The organism is Gordonia shandongensis DSM 45094, from assembly GCF_000423025.1.
In the GTDB taxonomy this organism is placed as follows: domain Bacteria; phylum Actinomycetota; class Actinomycetes; order Mycobacteriales; family Mycobacteriaceae; genus Gordonia; species Gordonia shandongensis.
In genome coordinates this window covers 246,127-272,315 of the sequence record NZ_AUHE01000002.1, presented here as the reverse complement: position 1 = coordinate 272,315, position 26,189 = coordinate 246,127, and the positions used below count along the sequence as shown (strand labels likewise).

General features: G+C 69.5%; 23 protein-coding genes and 1 riboswitch. All 23 genes read right to left on the bottom strand.

The features are described from left to right. Window positions 1-8: 8 nt before the first annotated feature. The 23 genes from ppc to gmk all read right to left on the bottom strand — a co-directional run bounded on the left by ppc (window position 9) and on the right by gmk (window position 26,187). Window positions 9-2,843: a phosphoenolpyruvate carboxylase gene (gene ppc, locus G528_RS0104110; protein WP_026917866.1), complete on the bottom strand. Its 2,835-nt coding sequence runs from the start codon at window positions 2,841-2,843 to the stop codon at window positions 9-11. A gap of 158 nt (window positions 2,844-3,001) precedes the next feature. Further along, window positions 3,002-3,235 carry a preprotein translocase subunit SecG gene (gene secG / locus G528_RS0104105; RefSeq protein ID WP_026917865.1) on the bottom strand — a complete coding sequence of 78 codons (234 nt, stop codon included), beginning with the start codon at window positions 3,233-3,235 and terminating at the stop codon, window positions 3,002-3,004. Between the two features lie 119 nt (window positions 3,236-3,354). Then, window positions 3,355-4,158, bottom strand: coding sequence for a triose-phosphate isomerase (gene tpiA, locus G528_RS0104100; RefSeq protein WP_026917864.1), 804 nt, complete (start codon window positions 4,156-4,158; stop codon window positions 3,355-3,357). Then, window positions 4,155-5,372, bottom strand: coding sequence for a phosphoglycerate kinase (locus G528_RS0104095; RefSeq protein ID WP_026917863.1), 1,218 nt, complete (start codon window positions 5,370-5,372; stop codon window positions 4,155-4,157). Before G528_RS0104095 ends, tpiA begins: the two co-directional genes overlap by 4 nt. A 4-nt stretch (window positions 5,373-5,376) precedes the next feature. Then, the gene (gene gap / locus G528_RS0104090; RefSeq protein WP_026917862.1) at window positions 5,377-6,396 is read right to left on the bottom strand and encodes a type I glyceraldehyde-3-phosphate dehydrogenase; all 1,020 of its coding nucleotides are present in this window, start codon (window positions 6,394-6,396) and stop codon (window positions 5,377-5,379) included. Window positions 6,397-6,509: 113 nt separating this feature from the next. Further along, window positions 6,510-7,487 (bottom strand): DNA-binding protein WhiA, encoded by a 978-nt coding sequence (gene whiA, locus G528_RS0104085; protein WP_035718844.1) that lies wholly within the window; start codon window positions 7,485-7,487, stop codon window positions 6,510-6,512. A gap of 212 nt (window positions 7,488-7,699) precedes the next feature. After that, on the bottom strand, window positions 7,700-8,719 hold the full coding sequence (locus tag G528_RS0104075) for a gluconeogenesis factor YvcK family protein (RefSeq protein WP_051198255.1): 1,020 nt from the start codon (window positions 8,717-8,719) through the stop codon (window positions 7,700-7,702). Next, window positions 8,716-9,618, bottom strand: coding sequence for an RNase adapter RapZ (gene rapZ / locus G528_RS0104070; protein ID WP_026917859.1), 903 nt, complete (start codon window positions 9,616-9,618; stop codon window positions 8,716-8,718). Before rapZ ends, G528_RS0104075 begins: the two co-directional genes overlap by 4 nt. Then, window positions 9,618-11,609: an excinuclease ABC subunit UvrC gene (gene uvrC, locus G528_RS16325; RefSeq protein WP_051198253.1), complete on the bottom strand. Its 1,992-nt coding sequence runs from the start codon at window positions 11,607-11,609 to the stop codon at window positions 9,618-9,620. The genes rapZ and uvrC overlap by 1 nt, the downstream gene beginning before the upstream one ends. 10 nt (window positions 11,610-11,619) lie before the next feature. After that, on the bottom strand, window positions 11,620-12,141 hold the full coding sequence (locus G528_RS0104060) for a PH domain-containing protein (protein WP_084638017.1): 522 nt from the start codon (window positions 12,139-12,141) through the stop codon (window positions 11,620-11,622). After that, entirely contained in the window at window positions 12,141-12,608 is a 468-nt protein-coding gene (gene ribH / locus G528_RS0104055; RefSeq protein ID WP_026917857.1) for a 6,7-dimethyl-8-ribityllumazine synthase, read from the bottom strand. Before ribH ends, G528_RS0104060 begins: the two co-directional genes overlap by 1 nt. After that, window positions 12,605-13,900 (bottom strand): bifunctional 3,4-dihydroxy-2-butanone-4-phosphate synthase/GTP cyclohydrolase II, encoded by a 1,296-nt coding sequence (locus G528_RS0104050; RefSeq protein WP_156890354.1) that lies wholly within the window; start codon window positions 13,898-13,900, stop codon window positions 12,605-12,607. Before G528_RS0104050 ends, ribH begins: the two co-directional genes overlap by 4 nt. 92 nt (window positions 13,901-13,992) lie before the next feature. Next, window positions 13,993-14,625, bottom strand: a complete 633-nt coding sequence (locus G528_RS0104045) for a riboflavin synthase (RefSeq protein ID WP_026917855.1) — start codon at window positions 14,623-14,625, stop codon at window positions 13,993-13,995. Between the two features lie 54 nt (window positions 14,626-14,679). Continuing rightward, window positions 14,680-14,832: riboswitch (FMN riboswitch) on the bottom strand. A 7-nt stretch (window positions 14,833-14,839) separates the two neighbouring features. Then, window positions 14,840-15,841, bottom strand: coding sequence for a bifunctional diaminohydroxyphosphoribosylaminopyrimidine deaminase/5-amino-6-(5-phosphoribosylamino)uracil reductase RibD (gene ribD / locus G528_RS0104040; protein WP_051198251.1), 1,002 nt, complete (start codon window positions 15,839-15,841; stop codon window positions 14,840-14,842). A 17-nt stretch (window positions 15,842-15,858) separates the two neighbouring features. Continuing rightward, the gene (gene rpe, locus G528_RS0104035; protein WP_026917854.1) at window positions 15,859-16,563 is read right to left on the bottom strand and encodes a ribulose-phosphate 3-epimerase; all 705 of its coding nucleotides are present in this window, start codon (window positions 16,561-16,563) and stop codon (window positions 15,859-15,861) included. Window positions 16,564-16,611: 48 nt separating this feature from the next. After that, window positions 16,612-18,081: an alanine/glycine:cation symporter family protein gene (locus tag G528_RS0104030; RefSeq protein ID WP_211220599.1), complete on the bottom strand. Its 1,470-nt coding sequence runs from the start codon at window positions 18,079-18,081 to the stop codon at window positions 16,612-16,614. Window positions 18,082-18,294: 213 nt separating this feature from the next. Continuing rightward, window positions 18,295-19,713, bottom strand: coding sequence for an RsmB/NOP family class I SAM-dependent RNA methyltransferase (locus G528_RS0104025; protein ID WP_026917852.1), 1,419 nt, complete (start codon window positions 19,711-19,713; stop codon window positions 18,295-18,297). After that, entirely contained in the window at window positions 19,710-20,651 is a 942-nt protein-coding gene (fmt, locus tag G528_RS0104020) for a methionyl-tRNA formyltransferase (RefSeq protein ID WP_026917851.1), read from the bottom strand. Before fmt ends, G528_RS0104025 begins: the two co-directional genes overlap by 4 nt. A 1-nt stretch (window position 20,652) precedes the next feature. Next, complete coding sequence (locus G528_RS0104015) at window positions 20,653-22,602, bottom strand: primosomal protein N' (RefSeq protein ID WP_026917850.1); 1,950 nt, start codon at window positions 22,600-22,602, stop codon at window positions 20,653-20,655. Between the two features lie 96 nt (window positions 22,603-22,698). Next, window positions 22,699-23,913: a methionine adenosyltransferase gene (gene metK, locus G528_RS0104010; RefSeq protein WP_026917849.1), complete on the bottom strand. Its 1,215-nt coding sequence runs from the start codon at window positions 23,911-23,913 to the stop codon at window positions 22,699-22,701. 90 nt (window positions 23,914-24,003) lie between these two features. Further along, window positions 24,004-25,260, bottom strand: a complete 1,257-nt coding sequence (coaBC, locus tag G528_RS0104005; RefSeq protein WP_026917848.1) for a bifunctional phosphopantothenoylcysteine decarboxylase/phosphopantothenate--cysteine ligase CoaBC — start codon at window positions 25,258-25,260, stop codon at window positions 24,004-24,006. Window positions 25,261-25,269: 9 nt separating this feature from the next. Then, on the bottom strand, window positions 25,270-25,566 hold the full coding sequence (rpoZ, locus tag G528_RS0104000) for a DNA-directed RNA polymerase subunit omega (protein WP_026917847.1): 297 nt from the start codon (window positions 25,564-25,566) through the stop codon (window positions 25,270-25,272). After that, window positions 25,567-26,187, bottom strand: coding sequence for a guanylate kinase (gene gmk, locus G528_RS0103995; protein WP_026917846.1), 621 nt, complete (start codon window positions 26,185-26,187; stop codon window positions 25,567-25,569). Window positions 26,188-26,189: the final 2 nt, after the last annotated feature.

Sequence of the window (26,189 nt, the reverse complement as noted above, 5' to 3'; positions counted from 1 at the left end):
AATCCCGGTCAGCCGCTGTTGCGCAGGGCCGTCGCCAATCCGTTCATCGTGAGCTGGATGGCGCGCCTGATGCGTGGACTGTCCTCACCCGACCGGAATCGTCGGAGCAACTCGACCTGCAGCAGATTGAGCGGCTCCAGGTAGGGGAACCGGTTGTAGACGGACCGCTTCAGCGCATCGTTGTCGGCCAGGAGGTCGGTGCTGCCGGTGATCGCGGCGTACATCGCCAGAGTCCGTTCGTGCTCGTCCACGATCTTCCCGAAGACCCGATCGCGGAGGTCGGTGTCGGGCACGAGCTGCGCATACCGATGAGCCAACCCCATATCCGATTTCGCGAGGACCTGCGCCATATTCGACATCACCGAGGTGAAGAAGGGCCAGTCGCGGTAGTACTCGGTGAGGGTCGCCAGCCGATCGGGATCATCGCCGATCCACTTCTCGAACGCCGTCCCGACGCCGTACCACCCGGGCAGCATCACCCGGCACTGCGTCCACGAGAGGACCCACGGGATCGCCCGCAGATCGGCGATCTCGGTGGTCTGCTTCCGTGCGGTCGGTCGACTGCCGATGTTGAGCGCCCCGATCTCCGACAGCGGCGTCGACGCCGTGAAGTACTCGACGAAGCCGGGGGTCTGATGCACCAGTTCGCGGTAGGCGTCGCGCGCCAGATCCGCCAATTCGTCGAAGTCGGAGTACGCGACCTCCGATCGATCTCCCAGCCCCTCCACGTCGAGCAACGACGATTCGATCGTCGCGGCCAGCAGCGATTCGAGGTTGCGCCGGGCACTCACCGGTTCGGCGTACTTCGCGGCGATGATCTCGCCCTGTTCGGTGAGCCGCAAGGAGCCCCGCACCGCTCCCGGCGGCTGCGCCAAGATCGCCTCGTAGCTCGGTCCGCCGCCGCGTCCGACGGTCCCGCCCCGGCCGTGGAACAGTCGTAGGCGCACGTCGGCCGCGCGCGCCGCCTCCACGAGATCCAGTTCGGCCCGGTACAGCGCCCAGTTGGCCGCCAGGTACCCGCCGTCCTTGTTGGAGTCGGAGTACCCGAGCATCACCTCCTGTGTGTCGTCCTGGCTCGCGACCAGCTCCCGATAGAAGCCCAGCGCGAGAGCCGCGGAGAGGGTCCGCGCGCCGTCGCGGAGATCCTCGATCGTCTCGAACAACGGAACGATGCGCACCGAACACCGACCGGACCGGTAGAGCCCGACCTCTTTGAGGAGCACCAGGGCCTCGAGCATGTCCGAGACGGACGTGCACATGCTGATGACGTAGGTCGGGACCGTCGCGGGCCCGAAGGTGCCGACCGCGTCGGCCGCCGCGCGGAGCACACCGAGCTCGCGATCGGCGAGCTCGCTGAGGTCGGCGTCCGGGGTCGCCAGGGGTCGCCGCGAGGTCAGCTCCGCGACCAGCAGCGCCACCCGATCCGACTCGGCGAGGGCGGTGTAGTCGGTGCACGCGCCCGCCCACTGCAGAAGCTCCCCGACGACCTCCTCATGGGTCTCCGAGTTCTGCCGCATGTCGAGGCCCGCGAGGTGGAATCCGAATGTCCGCACGGACTCTCGCAGGGCGCGCAGACGGTCGTCGGCGACGGCGGCGTCGGACGCCGCCCGCAGTGCTCGATCGATCACGTCGAGGTCGGCGAGGAACTCGGCGGCGTCGGCGTACGGGTGAGACGCGGCGGCCAGGTCGCGGTCGCCGGGTGCGACGGCATCCTCCCCCACCGTTATCCGGGCACGCGCGAGGACGCGACCGCGAACCGCCGTGATCGCCGAACGGAACGGCTCGTCGTCGGGCTCGTCGGGTCCGCCGTCCGGCGACTGCCCGGCCCCCAGCGCCGTCAGCTCCTCGGTGACCGGGGCGAACAGCCGCGCCGAGAGGCTCAACTCCCGGTGCAGCGCCGCCAACTCGTCGAGATGGTGCCGCATCACGGTGGCGGCGGCACTCGACGTCGCCTCCCGAACCACGTCGCCGGTCACGAACGGGTTGCCGTCGCGGTCGCCGCCGATCCACGAGCCCATGGAGATCATCGACACACCGTCCAGACCCGCATCGGGGTACGCCGCGGTCAACGCGTCGCGGACGTCGTTGTTCAGGGCCGGAACCACGTCGAAGAACGAGGCCCCGTAATACCGCAGCCCGGTGGTGATCTCATCGGAGATCGTCAGTCGACGCATCCTGATGAGCGCTGTCTGCCACAGGAGTTGGATCTGCCGCGCGATGTCGGCCCGCAGACCGGACTCCTCCTCCGGCGTGAGCTCGGTGCGTGCCCGCACCCGCATGAGCTCGGTGATCCGGTTCTGTGCGTCGAAGACGCTCCGACGTCGGGTCTCGGTGGGGTGCGCGGTGATCACCGGCACCACGTCGGCCTCGGCGAGAGCGCGACCGACCTGATCGTCGCGGAGCCCAGCTCTCGCAAGGGCGCCGAACGTCGCGGCGAGGGACGAGGCCTGCGGTGGATCGCCGGCCCGCAGGTGGATGCGGCGGCGGCGCTCGCGATGCAGGTCCTCGGCGAGATTGGCCAGGAGGGCGAAGTTCGTGAACGCCCTGATCACGGGAAGGAGGTCTTCGACCGGGCGGCCGGTGTACCGTGCGGCCAGGTCATCGCGCTCGACCTGCGCGTACCGGATCCCGAACGCGTCGCGTCGCGAGTCCTCGACGAGCGCGAAGATGTCGTCGCCGGCGTGCTCTCGGATCACCTCTCCGAGCACGCCGCCCAGGAATCGGATGTCGTCGCGCAGCGGCTCGGTGAGCGCTCGGCCGGTGTCATCGACCCGGATGCGGTCGACCATCGGCGTGGCGACAGCGCGAGCGACGGCGTCGGTGATCGGGTCGTGTTCAGTCATGTCTCCAACGTACGTCCGCGAGCCGCGACGCGGGTCTCGTCTGCAGCCGTCGGACGGCACCGGGCCTAGCCGTGCTCGGAGCGTTCGTCGAGCCGCGCGACCCGCGACTTCGGGTGAACGCCCCCGTCAGGCGGACTCGACGTCGGCAGAACGCGACGTCAGGAGAACTTGATGTCGAGACCGACCGCGACGATGAGAATGAACCAGATGAGACCCACGACCACCGTCAGCCGGTCGAGGTTCTTCTCGACGACCGAGGAGCCGGACAGGCTGGACTGGACGCCACCACCGAACAGCGACGACAGGCCGCCGCCCTTGGCGCGATGCAGCAGGACCAGAACGATCAGCAGCACGCTGGTGATGAACAAACCGGTGTTCAGCGCGATAGTCACGAGGTGTTGGTCCTGTTCGTCGTAGCGTCGGTGAAGCGGGTCGGCCTCGGCGCGACGACCGAGGCAGGTCGCCTCCGTCGGAGACGACCTGCCACAGTCTACGCGATGGGTTCGGGGCCCTACAGCAGCGGGCCGCCCGCGGCGATCGCCGAGAGTTGCGCGAACTCGTCGGCCTTGAGCGATGCACCGCCCACCAGAGCGCCGTCGACGTCGGTCCGGCCGACGATCTCGCCGACGTTCTTGGCGTTGACCGATCCGCCGTACAGGATCCGGACGCCGGCGGCGGTGCCGGCGTCGCTCAGCTCGGCGATTGCGCCGCGCACGGCCCCGCACACCTCCTGTGCGTCGTCGGCGCTCGCGACCCGACCCGTGCCGATGGCCCAGACCGGTTCGTAGGCGACGACGACCTTCGAGATCTCCTCGGCCGAGAGCCCGGCCAGCGATGCGGTGATCTGCTCGACGTTGTACGCGACGTGATCGCCGGCCTCCCGCACCTCGAGGCCCTCGCCGATGCAGACGATCGGTGTGAGTCCGTGCCGAAGTGCGGCCTTGGTCTTCGCGAGGACGACGTCATCGGACTCTGCGTGCAGACTGCGCCGCTCGGAGTGCCCGACGATCACGTAGCTGCAGCCGAGCTTCGACAGGAACGCACCGCTGATCTCGCCGGTGTAGGCGCCCGAGTCGTGCTCGGACAGATCCTGGGCTCCGTAGCTCAGCAGCAGCTTGTCGCCGTCGACGATCGTCTGAACGCTCCGGATGTCCGTGAACGGCGGGATCACCGTCACGTCGACCTTCTCGAAGTACTTCTCCGGCAGCGCGAACGAGATCTTCTGCACCAACGCGATCGCCTCGAAGTGATTCAGATTGCACTTCCAGTTGCCCGCGATCAGCGGCTTTCGCCCGCCGTGCGATTCCGTGCTCACGCTTTGACCTCCAGAACAGACAGCCCCGGGAGCTCCTTGCCCTCGAGGTACTCCAGGGATGCACCGCCACCGGTCGAGATGTGCGAGAACGCCTCGTCCGGGATGCCGAGGGCACGGACGGCCGCGGCCGAGTCGCCGCCGCCGACCACGCTGTACGCACCGTTGCGGGTCGCCTCCACGATCGCCTCGGCCACCCCGCGGGTGCCCTCGGCGAACTTCTCGAACTCGAAGACGCCCGACGGCCCGTTCCAGAAGATGGTCTTGGCCTCGCGCAACACGGTCGCGAATCGATCGACGGTTCCCGGACCGATGTCCAGGCCCATCCCCTCGGTGAAGCCGTCCCGGGTCATCGCGATGCTCGTGTCGGCGTCCGCCGCGAACCGGTCGGCCACGACGATGTCGTGCGGCAGGTGGATCACGTCGCCGTACTTGTCGAGGAGGTCGGTGCACGTCGGAATCATGTCGTCCTGCATCAGCGAGTCGCCCACCGGGCTGCCCTGCGCCTTGATGAACGTGAACGCCATCCCGCCGCCGATCACCAGGGTGTCGACCTTCGGTGCGAGAGCCTCGATGACGCCCAGTTTGTCGGACACCTTCGATCCGCCGAGAACGACCGCGTACGGACGCTCGACCTCCGAGGTCAGCTTGCGCAGCACCGCCACTTCGGCGGCGACGAGTCCGCCGGCGTATGCCGGCAACAGGGTCGCCACGTCGTAGACCGACGCCTGCTTGCGGTGCACGACGCCGAAACCGTCGGACACGAAGGCCCCGTCCTCACCGACGAGTTCGACGAGCGCTCGCGCCAGCGCACGGCGCTCGGCATCGTCCTTGCTGGTCTCGCGGGCATCGAAACGGATGTTCTCGAGCAGGAGGACGTCGCCGTCGGTGAGTCCCTCCGCGCGCGCCAGTGCGTCCGAGCCGACGACGTCGCCGGCGAGCTGAACGTTGCGTCCCAACTCCTCGGCCAGTCGGGCGGCGACCGGAGCGAGGGAGAGCGCCGGGTCGGGTTCGCCCGTGGGACGACCGAGGTGGGCGGTGACGATGACCTTGGCGCCGGCGTCGACGAGTGCGGCGATCGTCGGCACCGACGCGGCGATGCGCCCCGGATCGGTGATGGTCCCGCCGTCGAGCGGAACGTTGAGATCCGAGCGCACCAGCACGCCCCGGCCCGACACTCCTTCGGCCAGAAGGTCTTCCAGAGTACGAACTGCCATGTGACTACAGCGACTTCCCGACGAGGCCGATGAGATCGACGAGCCGGTTGGAGTAGCCCCACTCGTTGTCGTACCACGAGACGGTCTTGGCCTGATTCCCGATGACCTTGGTCAGCCCGGCGTCGATCAGCGAGGAGTGCGGATCGGTGACGATGTCGCTCGACACGATGGGCGCGTCGTAGTACTTCATGATGTTCTTGAGGGGCCCCTCGGCTGCGGCCTTGAACGCGGCGTTGATGTCCTCCGCGCTGGCCGACGTCCTGAGCTCCGAGGTGAGGTCGGTGACCGAACCGGTGGGGATCGGAACCCGCAGCGCGTAGCCGTCCAGCTTGCCGAGCAGTTCGGGCAGCACCAGGCCGATGGCCTTGGCGGCACCGGTGCCGGTGGGCACGATGTTCACCGCGGCCGCACGAGCGCGACGCAGGTCCTTGTGCGGTCCGTCCTGCAGGTTCTGATCCTGCGTGTAGGCGTGGATCGTGGTCATCAGACCCTTCTCGATGCCGAACTCGTCGTTGAGCACCTTGGCCATCGGTCCGAGGCAGTTCGTGGTGCAGGAGGCGTTCGAGATGATGTTCTGGCTGCCGTCGTACTTGTCGTCGTTGACGCCCATCACGATCGTGATGTCCTCATCGGAGGCCGGGGCCGAGATGATGACCTTCTTGGCGCCCGCGTCCAGGTGACCCTGAGCCTTGGCGCGAGCGGTGAAGATGCCGGTCGACTCGACGACGACGTCGACGCCCAGGTCGCCCCACGGGAGGGCCGCAGGACCCTCCTTGACCTCCAGCGCCTTGATCTTCACGTCGCCGACGACGATCGTGTCGTCGCCTTCGAGGTGAACGTCCTGGGGCAGGCGGCCGAGGATGCTGTCGAACTTCAGCAGGTGAGCGAGCGTCGCATTGTCCGTCAGGTCATTGACGGCCACGATCTCGATGTCGGTGGTTCCGAGCGCCTTCTGCGCCTCGACGGCACGGAAGAAGTTGCGGCCGATCCGGCCGAATCCGTTGACGCCTACCCGAACAGTCACAAGTTGCTCCTTAAGCGGTGAGTGAAGAGCCGGTCGTCTGCAATATCCGGCCCGTTGCCACCAGCCTAATGGTCGCAGTCCGCGGGGTCAGCGGAAGGTCGCACGAAACGGTGTCAGGCGTCATCCAGCAGGTCGGCGGTGACCGCCGACTCCGTGTCCGGAATGCCCTCGGTCCGCGCCCGCTTGTCGGCCATCGACAGGAGTCGACGTATCCGGCCGGCGACGGCGTCCTTCGTCATCGGCGGATCCGCGAGCTGGCCCAGTTCCTCGAGGGAGGCCTGACGGTGCTCCACCCGCAGACGCCCGGCCGAGACGAGGTGATCGGGCACGTCGTCGCCGAGTATCTCCAGCGCGCGCTCCACACGGGCGGCCGCCGCGACCGCCGCTCGAGCCGATCGGCGGAGGGTCGCGTCGTCGAAGTTCGCGAGTCGGTTCGCCGTGGCCCGGACTTCACGGCGCATGCGCCGCTCCTCCCAGACCAGCCGTGTCTCGTGGGCCCCCATGCGGGTCAGCAATGCTCCGATGGCCTCGCCGTCGCGGATCACCACCCGATCGGTGCCGCGGACCTCGCGGGCCTTCGCCGTGATGCCGAGTCGGCGTGCCGCGCCCACCAGTGCGAGCGCGGCCTCCGGTCCGGGGCAGCTGACCTCCATCGACGACGAGCGTCCCGGCTCGGTCAGCGAACCGTGGGCCAGGAAGGCGCCCCGCCAGGCGGCTTCGGCGTCGCCCACACTGCCCCCGACCACCTGGGCCGGCAGCCCGCGCACGGGACGGCCGCGGAGATCGAGGAGTCCCGTCTGCCGCGCGAGCGCCTCACCGTCGTCGGTGACGCGAACGATGTAGCGGGCGCTCTTGCGCACCCCGCCGGAGCGCAGCACGTGCACGTCGGCGCTGTAACCGAACAGCGCGTGGATCTCGTGCCGCAGGCGGCGCGCGACGTTGCCGAGATCGACTTCGGCCTCCACCACCACGCGACCGCCGACGATGTGGAGTCCGCCGGCGAACCTGAGCAGTGCGGACACCTCGGCCTTCCGGCAGCTGATCTGAGTCACCGCCAGTCGGCTCAACTCATCCTTCACTGCCCCGGTCATCGCCACGATCCGCGCCCTCCTGTCCCCTCGTGTCCCGGCCCCCGCGGCGGAACGCCCGCCAGGCACGGTGCGGATATGCCTTCGGGATGGTTGTGCATGTGCTGTCGGATTCTACCGACCGTCGGATGCGGCCTACAGCGAGATCGTCCCGACGCTGTCGCCGACGACTCTCGCCGCCGTCCGAAACAGGTCGTCGAACGCGACCGGCCCCGTCATCCGAGCATGGCCCTCACCGTAGCCGCAGTCTTCGCCGGGTCGTGCACGGATGTCCCCGCAATGGCCAGATCGGCCACGCGCAGACGAGCACCGAACCGCCCCGCCGCACGTTCCAGATGCGTGCGCTCGAGTCCCGCGGGCACCGAGGCCTCGTCGACGATCACGTCGTCGACCTGGAGCGTCGAGGCATGAGCGTGCAGAACGTGCAGGTGGCGTTCGACCGAGAATCCGGTGGTCTCCCCCGGTTCCGCGGCGAGGTTCACCAGCAGCAGCTTCCGCGCATCGGTGTCGTTCAACGCGGCCAGCTGGTCGGGCACCAGCACGTGCGGAATCACACTCGAGAACCACGATCCCGGCCCGAGGGTCACCACATCGGCGTTCCGGATCGCGTCGGCGGCGGCCGCGCACCCGGCCGGGGACTCCGGGATCAGTCGCACACGGCGCGGTTTCCCCGGGGTCGTCGCGACGGCGACCTGACCGCGGATCACCCGGCTCACCCGAGGATCGGATTCCAGTCCCGAGACGTCGGCCTCGATCACCAACGGCACCTCGGCCATCGGCAGCACCCGGCCGTCGACGTCGAACAGGTCGACGAGGGCGTCGAGCGCCGCGACCACGTCTCCGGTGACTTCGTTGACTCCCGAGAGGAGCAGATTCCCGACCGGGTGGCCGGCCAACGCGCCGTAACCGCCGAGCCGGTGCTGCAGCAGGTCTGCCCACACCCTGTGCCGTTGCGCCGAGACCGGATCGACCGCCTCCCGGTCGGCGATCGCGGCCGGCGCCGCCATCAGCGCGGCCAACGCCATCCGGAGGTCCCCGGGGGGAATCAGACCGAGTTCCGAACGCAATCGGCCCGACGATCCGCCGTCGTCGGCGACCGTGACCACCGCCGTGACGTCCGGTGTCAGATAGCGCAACGCGGTGAGGGTGTTGAACAGGCCGTGCCCACCGCCGAGCGCCACCGCCCGGAGTGCGCCCTCGCCGGTCACGGCGTCACTGTGGACCGGGGCCGTCATTCGCGCCCCAGGTCCCGATGGGTCACCTCGACGTCGTACACCGGTGAACCACCCGAGTCGATCTGTTCGCGGAGGCGTCGCGCCAACGCCTCCGACATGGCCACACTCCGGTGTTTGCCACCGGTGCAGCCCACGCCGAGGGTCATGTATCCCTTGCCCTCGCGGAGGTACCCGCGCGCCACGATGCCGACCAGGTCGACATAGCGGTCGAGGAACTCCTCGGCGTCGGCCTGACCGAGGACGTAGTCGCGCACCGCGGCGTCACGTCCGTTGTGCTCCCGCAGTTCCGGGATCCAGTACGGGTTCGGCAGGAAGCGGACGTCGGCGACCAGATCGCAGTCGATCGGCAGCCCGTACTTGAATCCGAACGACTGGACGGCGATCGTCAGGCGGCGACCGGCGGCGCTCGGGAAGACGTTCTCGACGATCGACCGCAGTCGGGTCGCACTGAGGTTGGACGTGTCGATGACCTTGTCGGCGACAGCGGCCACGGGCTGCAGGATCTCGCGTTCTGCCGCGATGCCCTCGCCGAGGGTGCCCGAACCCTGGAGCGGATGTCGGCGGCGCACCTGCTCGAAACGGCGCACGAGAACATCGTCGGAGGCGTCCACGAAGATCATCGAGGTGTCGGCGCCGCCGTCCTCCAGATCGCGCCGCAACTCCGCGACCCGGTCGCTGAAGCCGACGTCGCCGGCCCGCACCACCATGGCGATGCGCTGCGCACCGACCTCGCTGGTCCGCACCATCTCGACGAGCTGCGCGATCAGCGACACCGGAACGTTGTCGCTGACATACCAGCCGTCGTCCTCGAGCACATTGGCCACCGACGTCCGACCTGCGCCGGACATCCCCGTCACGAACAGCACCGTCGTCCCGTTCGCCGCGTCATTGTTCGACATCAGTCAGCGTCCTTCATCTCGTCGCCTTTCTCGCCGTGCGTATCGTCGCCTGCACCGACCGGGCCGCCCGTGTCCGGGCGAAGCGCCTCGTACACGGTCTGCGCCGTCGCCGGACCGATCCCCTTGACCTGTGCGATCTCCCCGACGTCGGCCTTCTTCAGGTTCGCGACCGAGCCGAAGTGGGTCACCAGTGCCGTACGCCTCGTGGCACCGAGGCCGGCGATCCCGTCGAGCGCCGACGCCGTCATCCGCCGGCTCCGCTTGCTTCGGTGGAAGGTGATCGCGAAACGGTGGGCCTCGTCGCGCACCCGCTGCAACAGGAACAGCGCCTCGCTGTTGCGCGGGAGGATCACCGGTTCATCATCACCCGGAATCCAGATCTCTTCGAGTCGTTTCGCCAGACCGATGACGGCGACGTCACTGATGCCGAGTTCATCGAGCACCGTGGCGGCGGCGTGCACCTGCGGGGCCCCGCCGTCGACGACGAACAGGTTCGGCGGGTACGCGAACCGTCGCACCCGCCGCGAGGTCTCCGGATCGTCCGCATCGGTCTCACCGTCGACGGGTGGTGCCGCGGCCTGTCCGGGACGGTGCCTGTTGAATCGTCGCCGCGTGACCTCCGCAATCGATGCGACGTCGTCGGAATGGCCGTCGCCGGCCGCCTCGCGGATCGAATAGTGACGGTAGTCGGCCTTCTTGGCCAGCCCGTCCTCGAACACCACCAGCGACGCCACCACGTCGGTGCCCTGCACGTGGGAGATGTCGATGCATTCGATCCGCAGCGGAGCGTCGTCGAGTCCGAGCGCCTCCTGCAGATCGGTGAGCGCCGCCGACCGGGACGTCAGATCTCCGGCCCGCTGCAGTTTGTGGCGGGCCAACGCATCGGAGGCGTTGCGCTCCACCGTCTGCAGCAGCGTGCGCTTGTCACCGCGCTGCGGGACACGGACCCGCACGGCGGCTCCCCGCCGCTCGGACAGCCACGCCTCCCGCTGTCCGACGTCGTCGGGCAGCACCGGAACGAGCACCTCGCGCGGAATCCCCGAACTCATGTCGGTCTGCTCCCCGTAGAACTGGGTGAGGAACGTGCCGACCTGGTCGGCGGTCGATGCGTTCTCCTGTACCTCGACGACCCATCCGCGCTCACCGCGGACTCGACCGTCGCGGACGTGGAAGACGGCGACCGACGATTCCAGTTCGTCGCCGACGAGTGCGATCACGTCGGCATCGGTGCCGTTGCCGAGCACCACCGCCTGCTTCTCCATCGCCCGCCGCAGCGCCGAGACGTCATCGCGCAACCGGGCCGCGCGCTCGAAGTCGAGTTCTTCTGACGCCTGCAGCATCTCGCGTTCGAGACGGCGGATCAGACCATCGGTGCGACCGGCCAGGAAGTCACAGAAGTCATCGACGATCTGCCGGTGCTCCTGCGCGCTGACGCGTCCCACGCACGGTGCCGAGCACTTGTCGATATAGCCCAGCAGACAGGGGCGTCCCATCTGTTCGCTGCGCCGGAAGACCCCTTTGGAGCAGGTTCGCACCCCGAACACCCGGGTGAGCAGGTCGACCGTCTCACGGATCGCCCAGGCGTGCGAGTAGGGCCCGAAGTATCGGACTCCCGGTTTGCGGGCGCCGCGATAGACGAACACCCGCGGGTACTCCTCGTTGAGAGTCACCGCGAGCATCGGATAGCTCTTGTCGTCGCGGTAGCGGACGTTGAACCGCGGGTCGAACTCCTTGATCCAGTTGTATTCGAGCTGAAGCGCCTCGACCTCGGTGCCGACGACGGTCCATTCCAGGGACGCCGCCGTCGTGACCATCTGCCGCGTTCGCGGGTGCAGGGTCGTCAGATCCGCGAAATACGAGGTGAGCCGTTGCCGGAGGTTCTTGGCCTTACCCACGTAGATGACGCGGCGATGCTGATCTCGGAACTTGTAGACCCCGGGATCGACCGGGATGGTGCCCGGTGCCGGGCGGTAGGACGTCGGATCAGCCACGGCGCCCAGGCTAGTCGCTGCCGCCGGATTCGCCCCGATCCGGTGCGTACTGCTCGTACAGGTCCCGGAATCGCCCCATCGCCTCGACGGCCAGGTCGGCGTCCCGCGCCTGGACGGCCATGACGGGCACGTGCTCATCGCCCGGGAACAGCAGCCGGGCGCAGAACCCCTTCTCCGGGTAGGCCATCCCGATCACCTGATCCCAGCCGAAGATCCGCTCGCCGACCATGTTGCGAACCCCGACGCCCGCGGGGCCCACCCGCAGCCGCGACCGGCTCAGATACACCAGGACGGCGCAGATGAGGATTCCGACGCAGATGAGCGCGGCCTTGTCGACCCACCGCACGTTGACGCCCGTGTACGAGACGTCCAGGAGCAGCCCGAAGGTGATGTGGATGATCATCACGATCGCGCAGGCGACGGCGACCGCGCGGTTCATCCACCGCGGTCGATACTCGTAGTCCCACGTCAGTTCGGTCCCCGCGGGGATCGACCCCTCACCGAAGTCCCGCGTCGCGAACGACCGAGCCATCACAGGCTCCTCAGGATCAGGGCCGACGAGAGCGCCGCGGTCATGGCCTGTGCGCCCTTGTCCTCCGATGAGTCGGGCAACCCGGCTCGCGCCAGAGCCTGCGCCTCGTCGAGTGTCGTGAGCACGCCGTTTCCGACCGGCGTCGACTCGTCGAGGGAGACCCGGGTGAGACCCGCGGTCACGGCGTCGCACACGTAGTCGAAGTGCGGAGTCTCCCCGCGAATGACCACGCCGAGTGCCACGACGGCGTCGTGCGTGCGTGCGAGCGCCTGCACGATCACCGGGAGTTCGATGGCGCCGGCCACCCGGATCACCGTCGGATCGGTCACGCCGTGTGAGGCCGCGGCCCGGACGGCTCCGTCGAGCAGCGCCGTGCAGATCACGTCATGCCACTGCGATGCGGCGACGGCCACCCTCAGGTCGCCGGCGGAGGCCAGTTCCAGCGTCGGCTCGCCGCTGCCGCTCATGCGCCGGCCCCCTTCCCGTCGAAGGGACCCACCTCGACGTCGTCGAGGCCGTCGAGGACGTGGCCCATCCTGTCGCGCTTGGTCCGCAGGTATCGCAGGTTCTCGGCGTTCGCCCGGACCGGCATCGGCACGCGCTCCACGATCTGCAGACCGTAGCCGTCCAGCCCGACGCGCTTGGCCGGATTGTTCGTCAACAGTCGCATCGACCGGACGCCGAGGTCGACGAGGATCTGGGCGCCCAGGCCGTAGTCCCGCGCGTCGGCGGGCAGGCCGAGTTCGAGGTTCGCGTCGACGGTGTCCGACCCGTCGTCCTGAAGCTGGTAGGCCTGCAGCTTGTGCATCAGCCCGATGCCGCGGCCCTCGTGGCCGCGCATGTAGAGGACCACGCCGCGCCCCTCCGCGGCGACCATCTCCATGGCCGCGTGGAGCTGCGGCCCGCAATCGCAGCGAAGGGAGCCGAAGACGTCGCCGGTCAGGCATTCGGAATGCACGCGGACCAGCACGTCCCGGCCGTCGTCTGCGGTGATGTCCCCCATCACGAGCGCCACGTGCTCCACATCGTCGTAGACGCTCTCGTATCCGACGGCGCGGAAGGTCCCGAACTCCGTCGGGATCCGGGCGTCGGCGACCTTCTGGACGTGTTTCTCGTTGTGTCGGCGCCACGAGATGAGGTCGGCGATCGAGATCAGGGCCAGTTCGTGCTCGTCGGCGAAGACTCGGAGTTCGTCGGTGCGCGCCATCGAGCCCGGGTCCTTCTGGCTGACGATCTCGCAGATCACGCCGGCCGGCGCCAGACCGGCCGCGGAGGCCAGATCCACCGCCGCCTCGGTGTGTCCGGGGCGACGCAGGACCCCGCCCTCCTTCGCACGCAGCGGCACCACGTGTCCGGGGCGGGTGAAGTCGCCCGCCGTCGACGTCGGATCGGCGAGCCGCTGCATGGTCGTCGCACGGTCGGCGGCACTGATCCCCGTCCCGACGCCCTCCCGAGCGTCGACGGTCACCGTGTAGGCCGTGCCGTGCTTGTCCTGGTTCACCGCGTACATCGGCGGCAGTCCGAGGCGGTCGCAATCGTCTCCGGCGAGCGGCACGCACAGGTATCCGGAGGTGTACCGGACCATGAACGCGACGAGCTCCGGCGTCGCCTTCTCGGCGGCGAAGATCAGATCGCCCTCGTTCTCGCGGTCCTCGTCGTCGACGACCACCACGGCGCGGCCCGCCGCGATGTCGGCGATCGCCCGCTCGACCGTGTCGAAGGCGACGGGCGGCGCCGTGGCCCTCGACTCCGTGGCCATCGACTCCGTGGCCGCCAAGTCCGTGGCCGTCGACTCCGCCGCCGTCGATTCGGGATCCGTCGCCCCGATCTGCTGACTCCCGGTCTGGTCGCTCACTGCTCTTCACTGCCTTCCACGCGGACGGGACGGGCGCCGGTCAGACGCTCGACGTATTTCGCGATCACATCGACTTCCAGGTTCACCGAGGCCCCGGGCCCCGCGGCGCCGAGGGTGGTCTCGGCGAGGGTGGTGGGGATCAGCGAGACCTCGAGCCACTCCCCTCGTCCGTCGCGGCCGACGGCCGACACGGTCAGGGAGACGCCGTCGACCGTGATCGACCCCTTCTCCACCACATAGCGGGACAGCGTGTCGGGGAGCTGGATGCGCACCACGGTCCAGTTCTCGCTCGGAGTCACCCGGACGATGTCGCCGACTCCGTCGACGTGGCCCTGCACGATGTGCCCGCCGAACCGCCCGTCCGCCGCCATCGCCCGTTCCAGGTTGACCGGCGACCCGGGTGCGAGGTCGACCAGAGAGCTGCGGTCGAGGGTTTCGGCCATGACGTCGACGGTGAACTCGCCGTCGATGATCTCGACGACCGTCAGGCAGACTCCGTTGACGGCGATCGAGTCGCCGTAGGCTGCGTCGCTGGTCACCCGTGGACCGTGAATGCGTAACCGCGCCGCCTCGTCGAGGTCCTCGCGGGCCGTGATCCGGCCGCGTTCCTCCACTATTCCCGTGAACACCGTCTCTCCTTCGCACACCTGCGCTCGGGACAAACAGACACGGCACGACCACGCTGTTGTTCTCTCGTATCCGGACTGTGACCGTCGGCCTCGGATTCTCACCGAAGTCTGCTCGTCCCCGCACCGTGGTGCAGGCGCTCGCGGGCTCGCCCCTGCCAGGGAGGCATCACCGCCGGTGGGGACTTTCACCCCGCCCCGAGAACTACTTACGAAGTTAGCACGACTCGGCGGAAGGGGCCGCGTCCAGGACCACCAGCAGGTCGTCCCCGAGGGGCTCCACCCGCCGCCGGACGAAGCGGTGGGCTGCGGCGAGAGTCGTCACCGTCGGGTCGTCGACCGCGGTGCGTCCGGCACCGAGCACCGTCGGCGCCAGATAGGAGTGGATCTCGTCGACGAGCCCAGCCGCGAGAAAGGCCCCGATGATCGCCGGACCGCCCTCGACGACGACGTGGAGGGCTTCGGGCAGCGCCTCGAGCACCGCCGCGGGATCCCGACTGGGAACGTGGACGGTCGGCGCGACGTCGTCGCGGACGCGGGCGCCGGAAGGCACGTCTCTGAGCCCGACGATCACCCGTGTCGGTTGATGATCGCGCAGTGTGCCGTCCCGGTGGCGTGCGGTCAACGACGGGTCGTCGGCGATCACGGTGCCGGTGCCGACCACGATGGCGTCCAGACCGCCGCGCACGTCGTGCGCGTGGTCACGGGCAGCGGGGCCGGTGATCCATCGGCTCGTCCCGTCGGGCGCCGCGATCCGGCCGTCGAGGGTGCTCGCGGTCTTGACGGTGACGAAGGGGCGCCCGGTGCGCTGCCGGTGGAACCAGTACCGCAGCGGCCCCGCCGACACCTCGTCGGCCAGTGTCCCCGCGGTGACGGCGACTCCGGCGGCGCGGAGTGTTCGCGCCCCGCCGCCGGCCTCCGGATTCGGGTCGGCGAGCGCGTAGTCGACGCGGGTCACCCCGGCGTCGATGAGGGCCGCCGTGCACGGTCCGGTGCGACCCTTGTGGTCGCAGGGCTCGAGGGTGACGACGGCGCGGCCGCCGCGCGCGGCCGCACCCGCCTCGTGCAGTGCGGCGACCTCCGCGTGCGGACCGCCGGGAGGTCCGGTGCGGCCGACCCCGACGAGTTCCTCGGTCGAGGAGAGGATCACCGCGCCGACGGCGGGATTCGGGGAGCTGACGCCGAGTGCGCGCCGCGATTCGTCGAGGGCACGCCTCATCGCGGCGGCGGTGTCGATCAGGCCTCCTCGCGAGCGCGCGTGGCGAGTCGGCGCAGGTCGGCGACCCGCGCCGCCGGGTCGTCGCCGCCGTACACGGCCGATCCGGCGACGAAGCAGTCGACACCGGCTTCGGCGGCCTGCTCGATCGTCGACGCGCTGATCCCACCGTCGATCTCGACGAGGAGCCGCAGGTCCCCGGCGTCGATCTTCGCGCGGATCGTGCGGACCTTGTCGAGGACTTCGGGCATGAACTTCTGACCGCCGAATCCCGGTTCCACGCTCATCACCAGAAGTGTGTCGAATCCGTCGAGGATCTCCAGATACGGCTCCAAGGGGGTGCCCGGTTTGATCGCGAGCCCGGCCTTCCCGCCGGCCGCGCGGATGTCCCGCGCCACTGCGACCGGATCGTCCGACGCCTCTGCGTGAAAGGTCACGTTGTGGGCGCCGGCCTCCGCGTACGGCGGCGCCCACCGTCCCGGGTTCTCGATCATCAGGTGGCAGTCCAACGGTATGTCGGTCGCCTTCAGGAGGCTCTCGACCACCGGCATGCCGAGTGTCAGGTTGGGAACGAAGTGGTTGTCCATGACGTCGACGTGAACCCAGTCGACGCCGGGGTCGACAGCCGAGGGGCCGACGGCGGCGACCTCCGCGGCCAGGTTCGCGAAATCCGCGGAGAGGATGGAGGGTGCGATCATCGGATCGGGGCGACCGGCGGTACACATGCCTGGCAGTCTAACGGGCTGACCGGCGTCACCCGCCGTGCATCCCCGTCACTTCTCCGCAGCCGCGGGGACCTCCGTTCGCCGCCATTCGCGATAACCCGGATCGTCGGCCATGAACGCCTCGACCTCGGCGGTGGTCGCGACGAGCTTCGGGTCGTGCCGGAGGTAGGCCCGGGTCTCTCGTGCGACCAGACCCGACAGGATCAGCAGGCCGATGAGGTTCGGAAGCGCCATCAGTCCGTTCATCACGTCCGAGAAGTTCCACACGACGGTCAGCTCGGTGACACACCCGACGTAGACGATCAGGGAGAACACGATGCGGAACGGGATCACCGAGGCCCGACCGAAGACCTTCTCCATGTTCCGCTCGCCGTAGTACGACCACCCCAGGAGCGTGGAGAACGCGAACAGGGAGATGCCGATGGTCACGATCCAGTGGCCCCAGGATCCCGGAAGGCCGTCGGTGAAGGCCTCGCTCGTCATCAGCGCCGCAGACATCTGGTCACCGTCGTCGCCGACGAACGTGTAGGCATCGGTCACGATGATGACCAGACCGGTCATCGACACCACGATGATCGTGTCGATGAAGGTCTGGGTCATCGACACCAGACCCTGCCGGACGGGATGCGAGGTCTGCGCGGCCGAGGCCGCGATCGCCGCCGACCCCATGCCGGATTCGTTGGAGAAGATGCCGCGCGCCACACCCATCTGGACGGCGACGATGATCACCGACCCGGCGAAGCCGCCCGCGGCGGCCGTCCCGGTGAAGGCGTCGGTGACGATCGTGGCCACGGCGTGCGGCAGCTCACCGATGTTGGCGACGAGGATGAACAGCGCCGCCAGCACATAGAACAGGATCATCACCGGAACCAGTCCGGCGGTCACGCGACCGATCGACTTGATCCCGCCGACGAGGACGGCCAGTGCGATGACCGTGAGGACCAGTCCGGTCACCCACGTCGGGATCGACGTGCTCTCGCGCACGTTGACGGCCACCGAGTTCCCCTGCGTCATATTGCCGATGCCGAAGCAGGCGAAGATCGTGAAGACCGTGAACAACCCGGCGAGGAGCTTGCCCAGCGGACCGCGGATCCCGCGCTCCAGGTACTGCTGGGGTCCGCCGTTACGTTCGCCGGCGGAGTCCGTGGTGCGGAATCGAACACCCAGGTAGGCCTCCGAGTACTTCGAAGCCATGCCGACCAGGCCGGTGATCCACATCCAGAACAGAGAGCCCGGCCCGCCGACACCGATCGCCGTCGCGACGCCGACGATGTTGCCGGTGCCGACGGTCGCCGCGAGTGCCGTCGTCAACGCCTGGAACTGGGAGATGTCACCGTCGGCGTCCGGATCTCGACGGCGGAGGATGCCCAGTCGGAGTGCCGCGATCAACCGGACGAACTGAATCCCGCCCAACCGGATCGTCAAGTACAGGCCCGTGCCGAGCAGCAGCGGAATGAGGAGCCACGGCCCCCAGATGACCGACCCGATCGAAGCGAGCGTCTCCTCGATCGTGGTGATCGTCGAGGAGGATTCGGCAGAGACCATGCGGGGGACCCTTTCGTCCTGGGGTTGGCTTCTCGCCGAAGCTGTTCCGGCGAGCGTCTGATGACGCGACGGACGATCGATCCGCCGGGACAGCATAACCGCGCCGATTCGGTCGAGGACCGAGAATCTCAGACGTCGCGTCCCGAAGTCCCCCGCACGGGCCTCTCGCGTTCTGCTCGGTGCGGCTCAGACGTCCTTCCGCAGGGCGGAGACGAACATCGCGTCGGTGTCCTGGCGGTGCGGCCACAGCTGCACGTGTGGACCCGGACCGAGCGTCGCGGGGTCGAAGACGTCGCCGGCCACCAGCGGTCGGGCGTCGATCACGCTCACCGACGCGTCGGTCCCGGTCACGGCCGCCAGCACCTCGACCGTCTCCGCCGGGTGGGGTGAGCAGGTGGAGTAGACGACCACGCCGCCGGGACGCAGGAGACGCACCGCCTCGGTGAGGAGTTCGATCTGCAGTGTCACGAGGTCTGCGACGTCCTCGGGGCGGCGACGCCATCGCGCCTCGGGGCGCCTGCGCAGCGAGCCGAGACCGGAGCACGGTGCGTCGACCAGGATGCGGTCGTAGCCTCCGGCGAGACCCGAGGAACGTCCGTCGGCGACGTGGACCGTCACCGGGAGTCCGTCGACGACCTTCTCGATCAGCTCCGCGCGGTGCGGCGACACCTCGACCGCGTCGAGGTGCGCACCGGAGACCTCTGCGAGCGACCCCAGCAGGGCGGCCTTGCCGCCGGGACCGGCGCACAGGTCGAGCCACCGGCCCGTGTCGTCGGGGACATCCGCGCGGCCCACCGCCACGGCCACGAGCTGGCTGCCCTCGTCCTGGACGCCGGCGAATCCCTCGCGGACCGCGTCGATGTCGCCCGGATCGCCGTCGGGAAGATAGACGCAGTAGGGCGAGTACCGTCCTTGCTCTCCCCCGGTGATCAGCGACAGTTCCTCGGCGGTGATCTGGCCGGGTCGCGCGACCAGGTGGACGATCGGCCGCTCGTCGTCCGCGGCGAGCGCGGCCTGGAGCTCGCCGAGCGAGCCGCCCAGCGCCTCGTTGAAGACCTCTCCGATCCACCGCGGATGCGCGTAGACGAACGACAGGTACCCGACCCGGTCCTCGGCCATCGGCGGCGCCAGTTCCTCCACCCAGAGGTGCTCGTCGCGCTGGCTGATCTTCCGGAGCACGGCGTTGACGAATCCCGACGGCCCCATGCCGCTCTCGCTGCGCGCGAGGTCGACGGATGTCGAGACCGCGGCGTGGGAGCCGATCCGGGTGCGCAGCAGCTGGTACGCACCCAGTCGGAGGATGTCGACGAGCGGACCGTCGATCTCGGCGACCGGCCGACCCGCAGCGGCCGTGATCACCGCGTCGAGCAGACCGGTCGTCCGTGCCGTCCCGTATGTCAGTTCGGTGGCGAGGGCGGCGTCGCGCCCGGTGATGCGTCGTTCCCGCAGGACGCCGGGCAACAACAGGTTGGCATAGGCCTCGCGCTCACGAACCGCGCGCAGGACGTCTCGGGCGGCGACACGGGCCGGATCGAGGGACTTCGTCCGATACTTGCCGTCGCCGGAACCGCCGTCTCGCCGTGGGGAGGCGCCGTGGGTGTTCACGTGAACTTCTCCGTTCCGTCCAGTCTGCTGCCCCGAGCCCAGTCGATGGCGGCCATCGCCTTCTTGCCCGGCGCCTGCACGGTGCTCAATCGCACGGTGCCCGACGCGGTCCCCACGAACACCGCGCGTCTGGTGGCCGCGAGGGCGCCCGCGGCGAGCCCGCTCGGAGCGGCGTCGGCGGCGTCGACCGGGGTCACCGGACCGAGTTTGATCCGGTCGTCACCCAGCATCGTCCACGCACCCGGGGACGGTGTGTGCGCGCGCACCGAGCGATCGATGAGATGGGCGGGGAGGTCCCAGCGCACACGGGCGTCCTCGACGCTGATCTTCGCCGCATGCGAGACGCCCTCGACGTCCTGCGGGACCGGTCGCAGTTCGTCGGACGCGATGCCGTCGACGACCGCGCCGACCAGGCCGGCTCCCGCCCGGGCCAGCCGCCCGAGCAGATCCCCCGCGGTGTCCGCGACGCCGACGGGTTCGGTGAGAGTGCCGTACACGGGCCCGGTGTCGAGTCCCGCCTCGAGGGCGAAGACGCTCGCCCCGGTGATCTCGTCGCCGGCGGCGATCGCGGCCTGCACCGGCGCCGCTCCGCGCCAGGCGGGAAGGATCGAGAAGTGCAGGTTGATCCACCCGCGCGACGGAGTGTCGAGGATCTCCGGAGGGATCAGGCCCCCGTAAGCGACCACCACACCGAGATCGACGTCCCAGCGTCCCAGCGCGTCGGCGACCTCGGGGTCGCGCATCGACCGGGGCGTGATGACCTCCAGGCCGTGTGCGTCGGCCAGCGCACCGACCTCGGATCGCACGGTGCGCCGTCCCCGGCCCGCCGTCGTGTCGGGGCGCGTGACGACACCGACGACGTCGTGGTCGGACGAGTCGAGCAGCATCTGCAGAGTCGGGACCGCCACTTCGGGCGTACCGGCGAAGACCAGCCTCATGTCAACCAATCGTAGGGGGATCGACCTGGACCCTGATGCCCGCGGTGTCCTCGTGGCGGGCATTGCGGAGCGCCTGCGCGGCGCGCAGCGCCGCAGCCAGCTCTCGACCGTGCGCTCGCGGCGTCCGCACCAGCATCCGTTCCACCGGCCCGTCGTCGAGCCCGGCGGGCCGGCGGACACCGGCGGGAAGCGGTACCGGTCCGAGCGTCTGAGCGCTGGGCGGCATGTCGATGAGATCCAGAAACGCCGAGACCGCCTGTTCGGGCCCGTCGACGGAGGCCATGGTCACCGCGGGCGGAAATCCGAGTTCGCTCCGGTTGCCCAACTCCACCGTCGCGAAGCCGACCGGGTCCCACCGGATCAGTGCCTGGACGGCGCGGTCGGACGCGTCCGCGACGACGACCATCGCGCCGCCCTCGGCTGCCGATCGCACGAGCGTTCCAACGGCCATCCACGCGTGCACGGCGTGCTCGGCAGCCCGCAGATCCTCGCGGTCGAGTTGGGCCCAGGTGTCGAGGACCACGGCCGCACCGTAGCCCCGCGGGGCGCGCGGCGCCGCCCCCGGTGTCGCGACCACCACGCGTGGGCCCTCGGGAAGTTCGTCGACGATCCGGTCGCCGCCGGATGTCACGACCGGGATGCCGGGAAAGGCCCGCCCGAGTTCCTCAGCGGTCCGCCGGTCCCCGACCGTCAGCGCTCGAACCGCCCTGGCCCCGCAGGTCGGGCAGACGAACCGATTCTCGGCACGTCCGCACCACCGGCATGCGAGCGCACCCCGGTCGTTCATCTGGAGCGGCCCGTGACAGGCTCGGCAGCGCGCATGCGCCCGACACCGCGCACACGCCACCGACGGCAGATACCCGCGTCGGGGAACGCTGAACAGGACGGGGTGACCGTCGGCCAGGGCGCGGCGCGCGGCGTCGAAGGCGATCCCCGGGATCCGCGCCGATCGGGCGAGCGGGTCACCCGCCACCCGCCGGTCGTCGTCGGAGATGCCCCGGATGCGGGGCATCTGCGCGCGCACCACCGCACGCGGTGCCGTCACGTCGTGCGCCCATCCGGACTCGACGAGGGCCTGTGCCTCGGCGGTCCGAGCGTGCCCGCCGACGGCGAGCGCCGCGCCCGTCGCGTGCGCCCGCAGCACCGCGACCTCCCGCGGGTGCGGGTAGGGCGACCTCGGCTCGTCCAGGCTGTCGTCGCCGTCGTCGAACACCACGATCAGCCCCAAGCGGGTCACCGGCGCGAAGACGGCGCTGCGCGTGCCGATCACCACCCGCGCGTGACCGCGGAGGACCGACAGCCACCGCCGGTACCGCGCGGTCGGCCCGAGGCCGGCCGCCAGCGTCACGCACTGTTCGCCGAGCAGCGGCGTGCACGCCGCCTCGAGCCGGTCCAGGTCCCGTTGATCGGGCACCACGATCACCACGCCGAGGGAGGCCGCGGACACCGCGGCAGCCAGCTCGGCGAGGCGTTCGGCCACATCCTCGCCGGGAAGCGCCTGCCAGCAGATGCGCGGGCGGTCGCCGGCGACGGCCGCGGCGATGAACTCCGGTCCCCCGTCGTAGCGGCTCCATCCGGTCGCGTCGGGGGCCGGCGGCTCAGGCGCGGTCGGCGGCTCGTCGGTCGTCTTCGACGTCTCCTTCTCGACCCGGGCGTGTCGAGGCGGAATCGCCAACCGCAGAACGTCTGCCATGGTCCCCGCATACCGATCGGCGACACCGCGGCACAGGACCGCCAGTTCGGGGGTCAACACCTGTTCGGGCGATACGACGCGGTCGAGCCACGCGAGTCGCCCGTCATGATCGCTGCGGTCGACCCGTTCGAGGAGGAACCCGTCGACGAGCCGACCGGCGAACCGGACTCGAACGCGCACGCCGGGCTGCGCATCGGCGTCGGAGCGTTCGTCGACCAGGTAGTCGAACGGGCGGTCCAGGTGGGCCAGACCGAGCATCGGCAGAACGCGAGCAACGGGTCGCCGCTGTGCGGCGACCCGTTGGTTGCGTGCCGGTCCCGACACCGGTTCTCCCCGCGCGGGTGTCACCCGGCGTCAGAGTCCGGCGGCCGCGCGCAGCTCGTCGACGCGATCGGTCCGCTCCCACGGCAGATCCACATCGGTACGGCCGAAATGACCGTACGCCGCGGTCGGTCCGTAGATGGGCGCCAGCAGGTCGAGGTCGCGGACGATCGCGCCCGGCCGCAGGTCGAAGACCTGCGAGATGGCCTTCTGGATCAGTCCGGGATCGACGTTCTCGGTACCGAAGGTCTCCACGAACAGGCCGACCGGGGCGGCCTTGCCGATCGCGTAGGCGACCTGGACCTCGATCCGCTTGGCCAGTCCCGCGGCGACGGCGTTCTTCGCGACCCAGCGCATCGCGTACGCCGCACTGCGATCGACCTTGGACGGGTCCTTGCCGGAGAAGGCACCCCCGCCATGACGCGCCATTCCGCCGTAGGTGTCGACGATGATCTTGCGCCCGGTGAGTCCCGCATCGCCCATCGGCCCGCCGAGGACGAAGCTCCCCGTCGGATTCACCAGCAGCCGCGGGTCGGAGGTGTCGAGTGCGGACGGGAGCCGGAGTTCGTCGAGCACCGGCCGGAGCACATGCGTCCGGATGTCGGGGGCGAGCATGCCGTCGAGGTCGATGTCGGCGGCGTGCTGGGTGGAGACCACCACCGTGTCCAGTCGGACCGGGGTGTCGCCGTTGTACTCGACGGTGACCTGGGTCTTGCCGTCGGGACGCAGGTAGGGAAGCACGCCCGTCTTGCGGACCTCGGTGAGGCGCCGCGAGAGCCGGTGCGCGAGCGCGATCGGCAGCGGCATCAGCTCGGGGGTCTCGTCGGCCGCGTAACCGAACATGAGGCCCTGGTCACCGGCCCCCTGGCGATCGATCTCGTCGTCGGTGAGGCCGTACCGGGATTCGTGTGACGAGGTGAGGCCCTGGGCGATCTCCGGAGACTGGGCTCCGATGGCGATGTTGACACCGCACGACGCGCCGTCGAAGCCCTTGGTCGACGAGTCGTAGCCGATCTCGAGGATCTTGTCGCGGACGATCGTCGGGATGTCGACGTACGCGCTGGTGTTGACTTCACCGGCGACGTGGACCTGGCCCGTCGTGACCAGCGTCTCGACGGCCACCTTCGCGGTCGGGTCGTCGGCCAGCATCGCGTCCAGGATCGAGTCGCTGATCGCGTCACAGATCTTGTCCGGGTGCCCCTCCGTGACGGATTCGCTCGTGAATAGACGGGACGCTGAGGCGCTCATCGGTTCCTCTCAGAGATAGTCGTCAATGGGTGACGTGCCCGTAGGCGGTGTCGGTGCCGGTGGGCGGTGTCGGTGCCCGCAGGCGCGGTGTCAGGTGCTCGAAGGCACCTGTCCATGAGGCACGAGCGAAGCCACTACGTCAAGGATTCTGCTCGCCATCAAAGTTTTTGAGCCGAAAGGCAGCACGGTCTCGGTTCCGTCGGAGGCCAGGAGCCACCCGGTGTTGTCGTCGGTGCCGAACGCCTTGCCCTCCCCGACCGCGTTGACGACCAACAGGTCGCAGCCCTTGCGTCGGAGTTTGGCGCGACCGTGGTCGAGGACACCGCCGTCGGCGTCACCGGTCTCGGCGGCGAAGCCGACGATGACGCTCTCGGTCGGGATGCGTCCCTCCCCGCGATCGGTGACCAGTCCGGCCAGGATGTCGGGGTTGGTCGCCAGCTCGATGGGCGCGGGTTCGCCGCCCGCGGTCTTCTTGATCTTCGCATCGGCGACCGCGACGGGGCGGAAGTCGGCGACCGCTGCCGACATGATGACGACGTCGGCCTCCCGCGCCAGCAGGCTCATCTGTTCCTGGAGTTCTCGCGCCGAGTCGACGGTCACGACGGTCACGGCGGCGGGATCACCGGGATCGGACGTCGCGCCGGAGACGAGGGTCACGGCTGCTCCGCGTTGCGCGGCGGCACGCGCCAGCGCGTAGCCCTGCTTCCCCGAGCTGTGGTTGCCGAGGTAGCGAACCGGATCGAGTGCTTCTCGGGTGCCGCCCGCGCTGATCACCATCCGAACGCCGTCGAGGTCGTACGGCAGCGCGTCCGCCCGATCGAGGAGGAGATCGCCGAGCGCGGCGATCTCGCTCGGCTCGGGCATCCGCCCGGCGCCGGTGTCGCTGCCGGTCAGTCGGCCGCTGGCGGGGGTCATCACCACGGCACCGCGGCCTCGGAGCGTCTCGACGTTTGCGACGGTGGCCGGGTGTTCCCACATCTCGGTGTGCATGGCGGGGACGAACAGCACCGGGCAGCGCGCCGTGAGCAGCGAGGCCGTGAGCAGATCGTCGGCACGTCCGGCGACGGCGCGCGCCATGAGGTCCGCGGTGGCCGGCGCGATGATCACCAGGTCGGCCTGTCGACCGAGCGCGACGTGTGCCACCTCGTCGACGTCATCGAAGACCTCGGTGCTCACCGGGTTGCCCGACAGCGCCTCGAAGGTCGCCCGGCCGACGAAGTTGAGTGCGGCGCGGGTCGGCATCACGCGGACGTCGTGCCCGGCCTCGGTGTAGTGCCGGATGACCGAGCAGACCTTGTAGGCAGCGATGCCACCGCCCACCCCGATGATGACGTGAGCTCTGGTCACGGGCGCGGCCTACTCGCCTTCGGTGTGCTCGAGCAGGTCCGAGTGGATCTCGCGCATGGCGATGGACAGCGGCTTCTCGTGCACGCCGGGCTCCACCAGCGGGCCGACGAATTCGAGGATGCCCTCGGCGAGCTGGTTGTAGTAGTCGTTGATCTGTCGCGCACGCTTGGCGGCGTAGATGACCAGCGCGTACTTCGACGAGGTGCGCTCGAGGAGCTCATCGATCGGCGGGTTCGTGATACCCAGCGGGGTGTCGTAGACGGTGTCGTCGACGACGGTTGTCTCGGTCTCGATCTGAGTGCTCACTCAATTCTCCTGCGAAGTCTTGGTTCGGTCCGCGTCATGCGACGACGGCCCAACCAGCAAGTTTACCAATTGTCGTGCGGCTTCGTCGACATCGTCGTTGACGACGACGACGTCGAACTCCCCCCGGGCGGCCATCTCCGAGCGCGCGGTCGCCAACCGACGCTCGATCACCTCGGCCGTCTCGGTGCCCCGACCGGTCAGCCGCGACACGAGTGCGTCCCAGCTCGGCGGCGCCAGAAAAACGGTCCTGGCCTCGGGCATCGCCGCCGCCACTGCGCGCGCGCCCTGGACGTCGACCTCCAGCAGCACCGGCGCGCCGGCGTCCAGCGCCTCGCGCACGGGCGCCGACGGGGTCCCCGACCGCTGCAGCCCGCCGTGGATCTCCGCCCATTCGAGCAGCTGGTCCGCGGCGATCATCTCGTCGAACCGATCCCGGCTGACGAAATGGTAGTCGTGTCCGTCGACCTCCCCCGGGCGGGGATCTCGCGTCGTCGCCGACACCGAGAACCACAGATTCGGGACCAGCTCGCGCAGTCGGCGCACGACTGTCGACTTCCCGACGGCCGAGGGGCCGACCAGTACCACCAGTCGGCCCCTCGATCGGGTGTGATCCCGAGTCACGC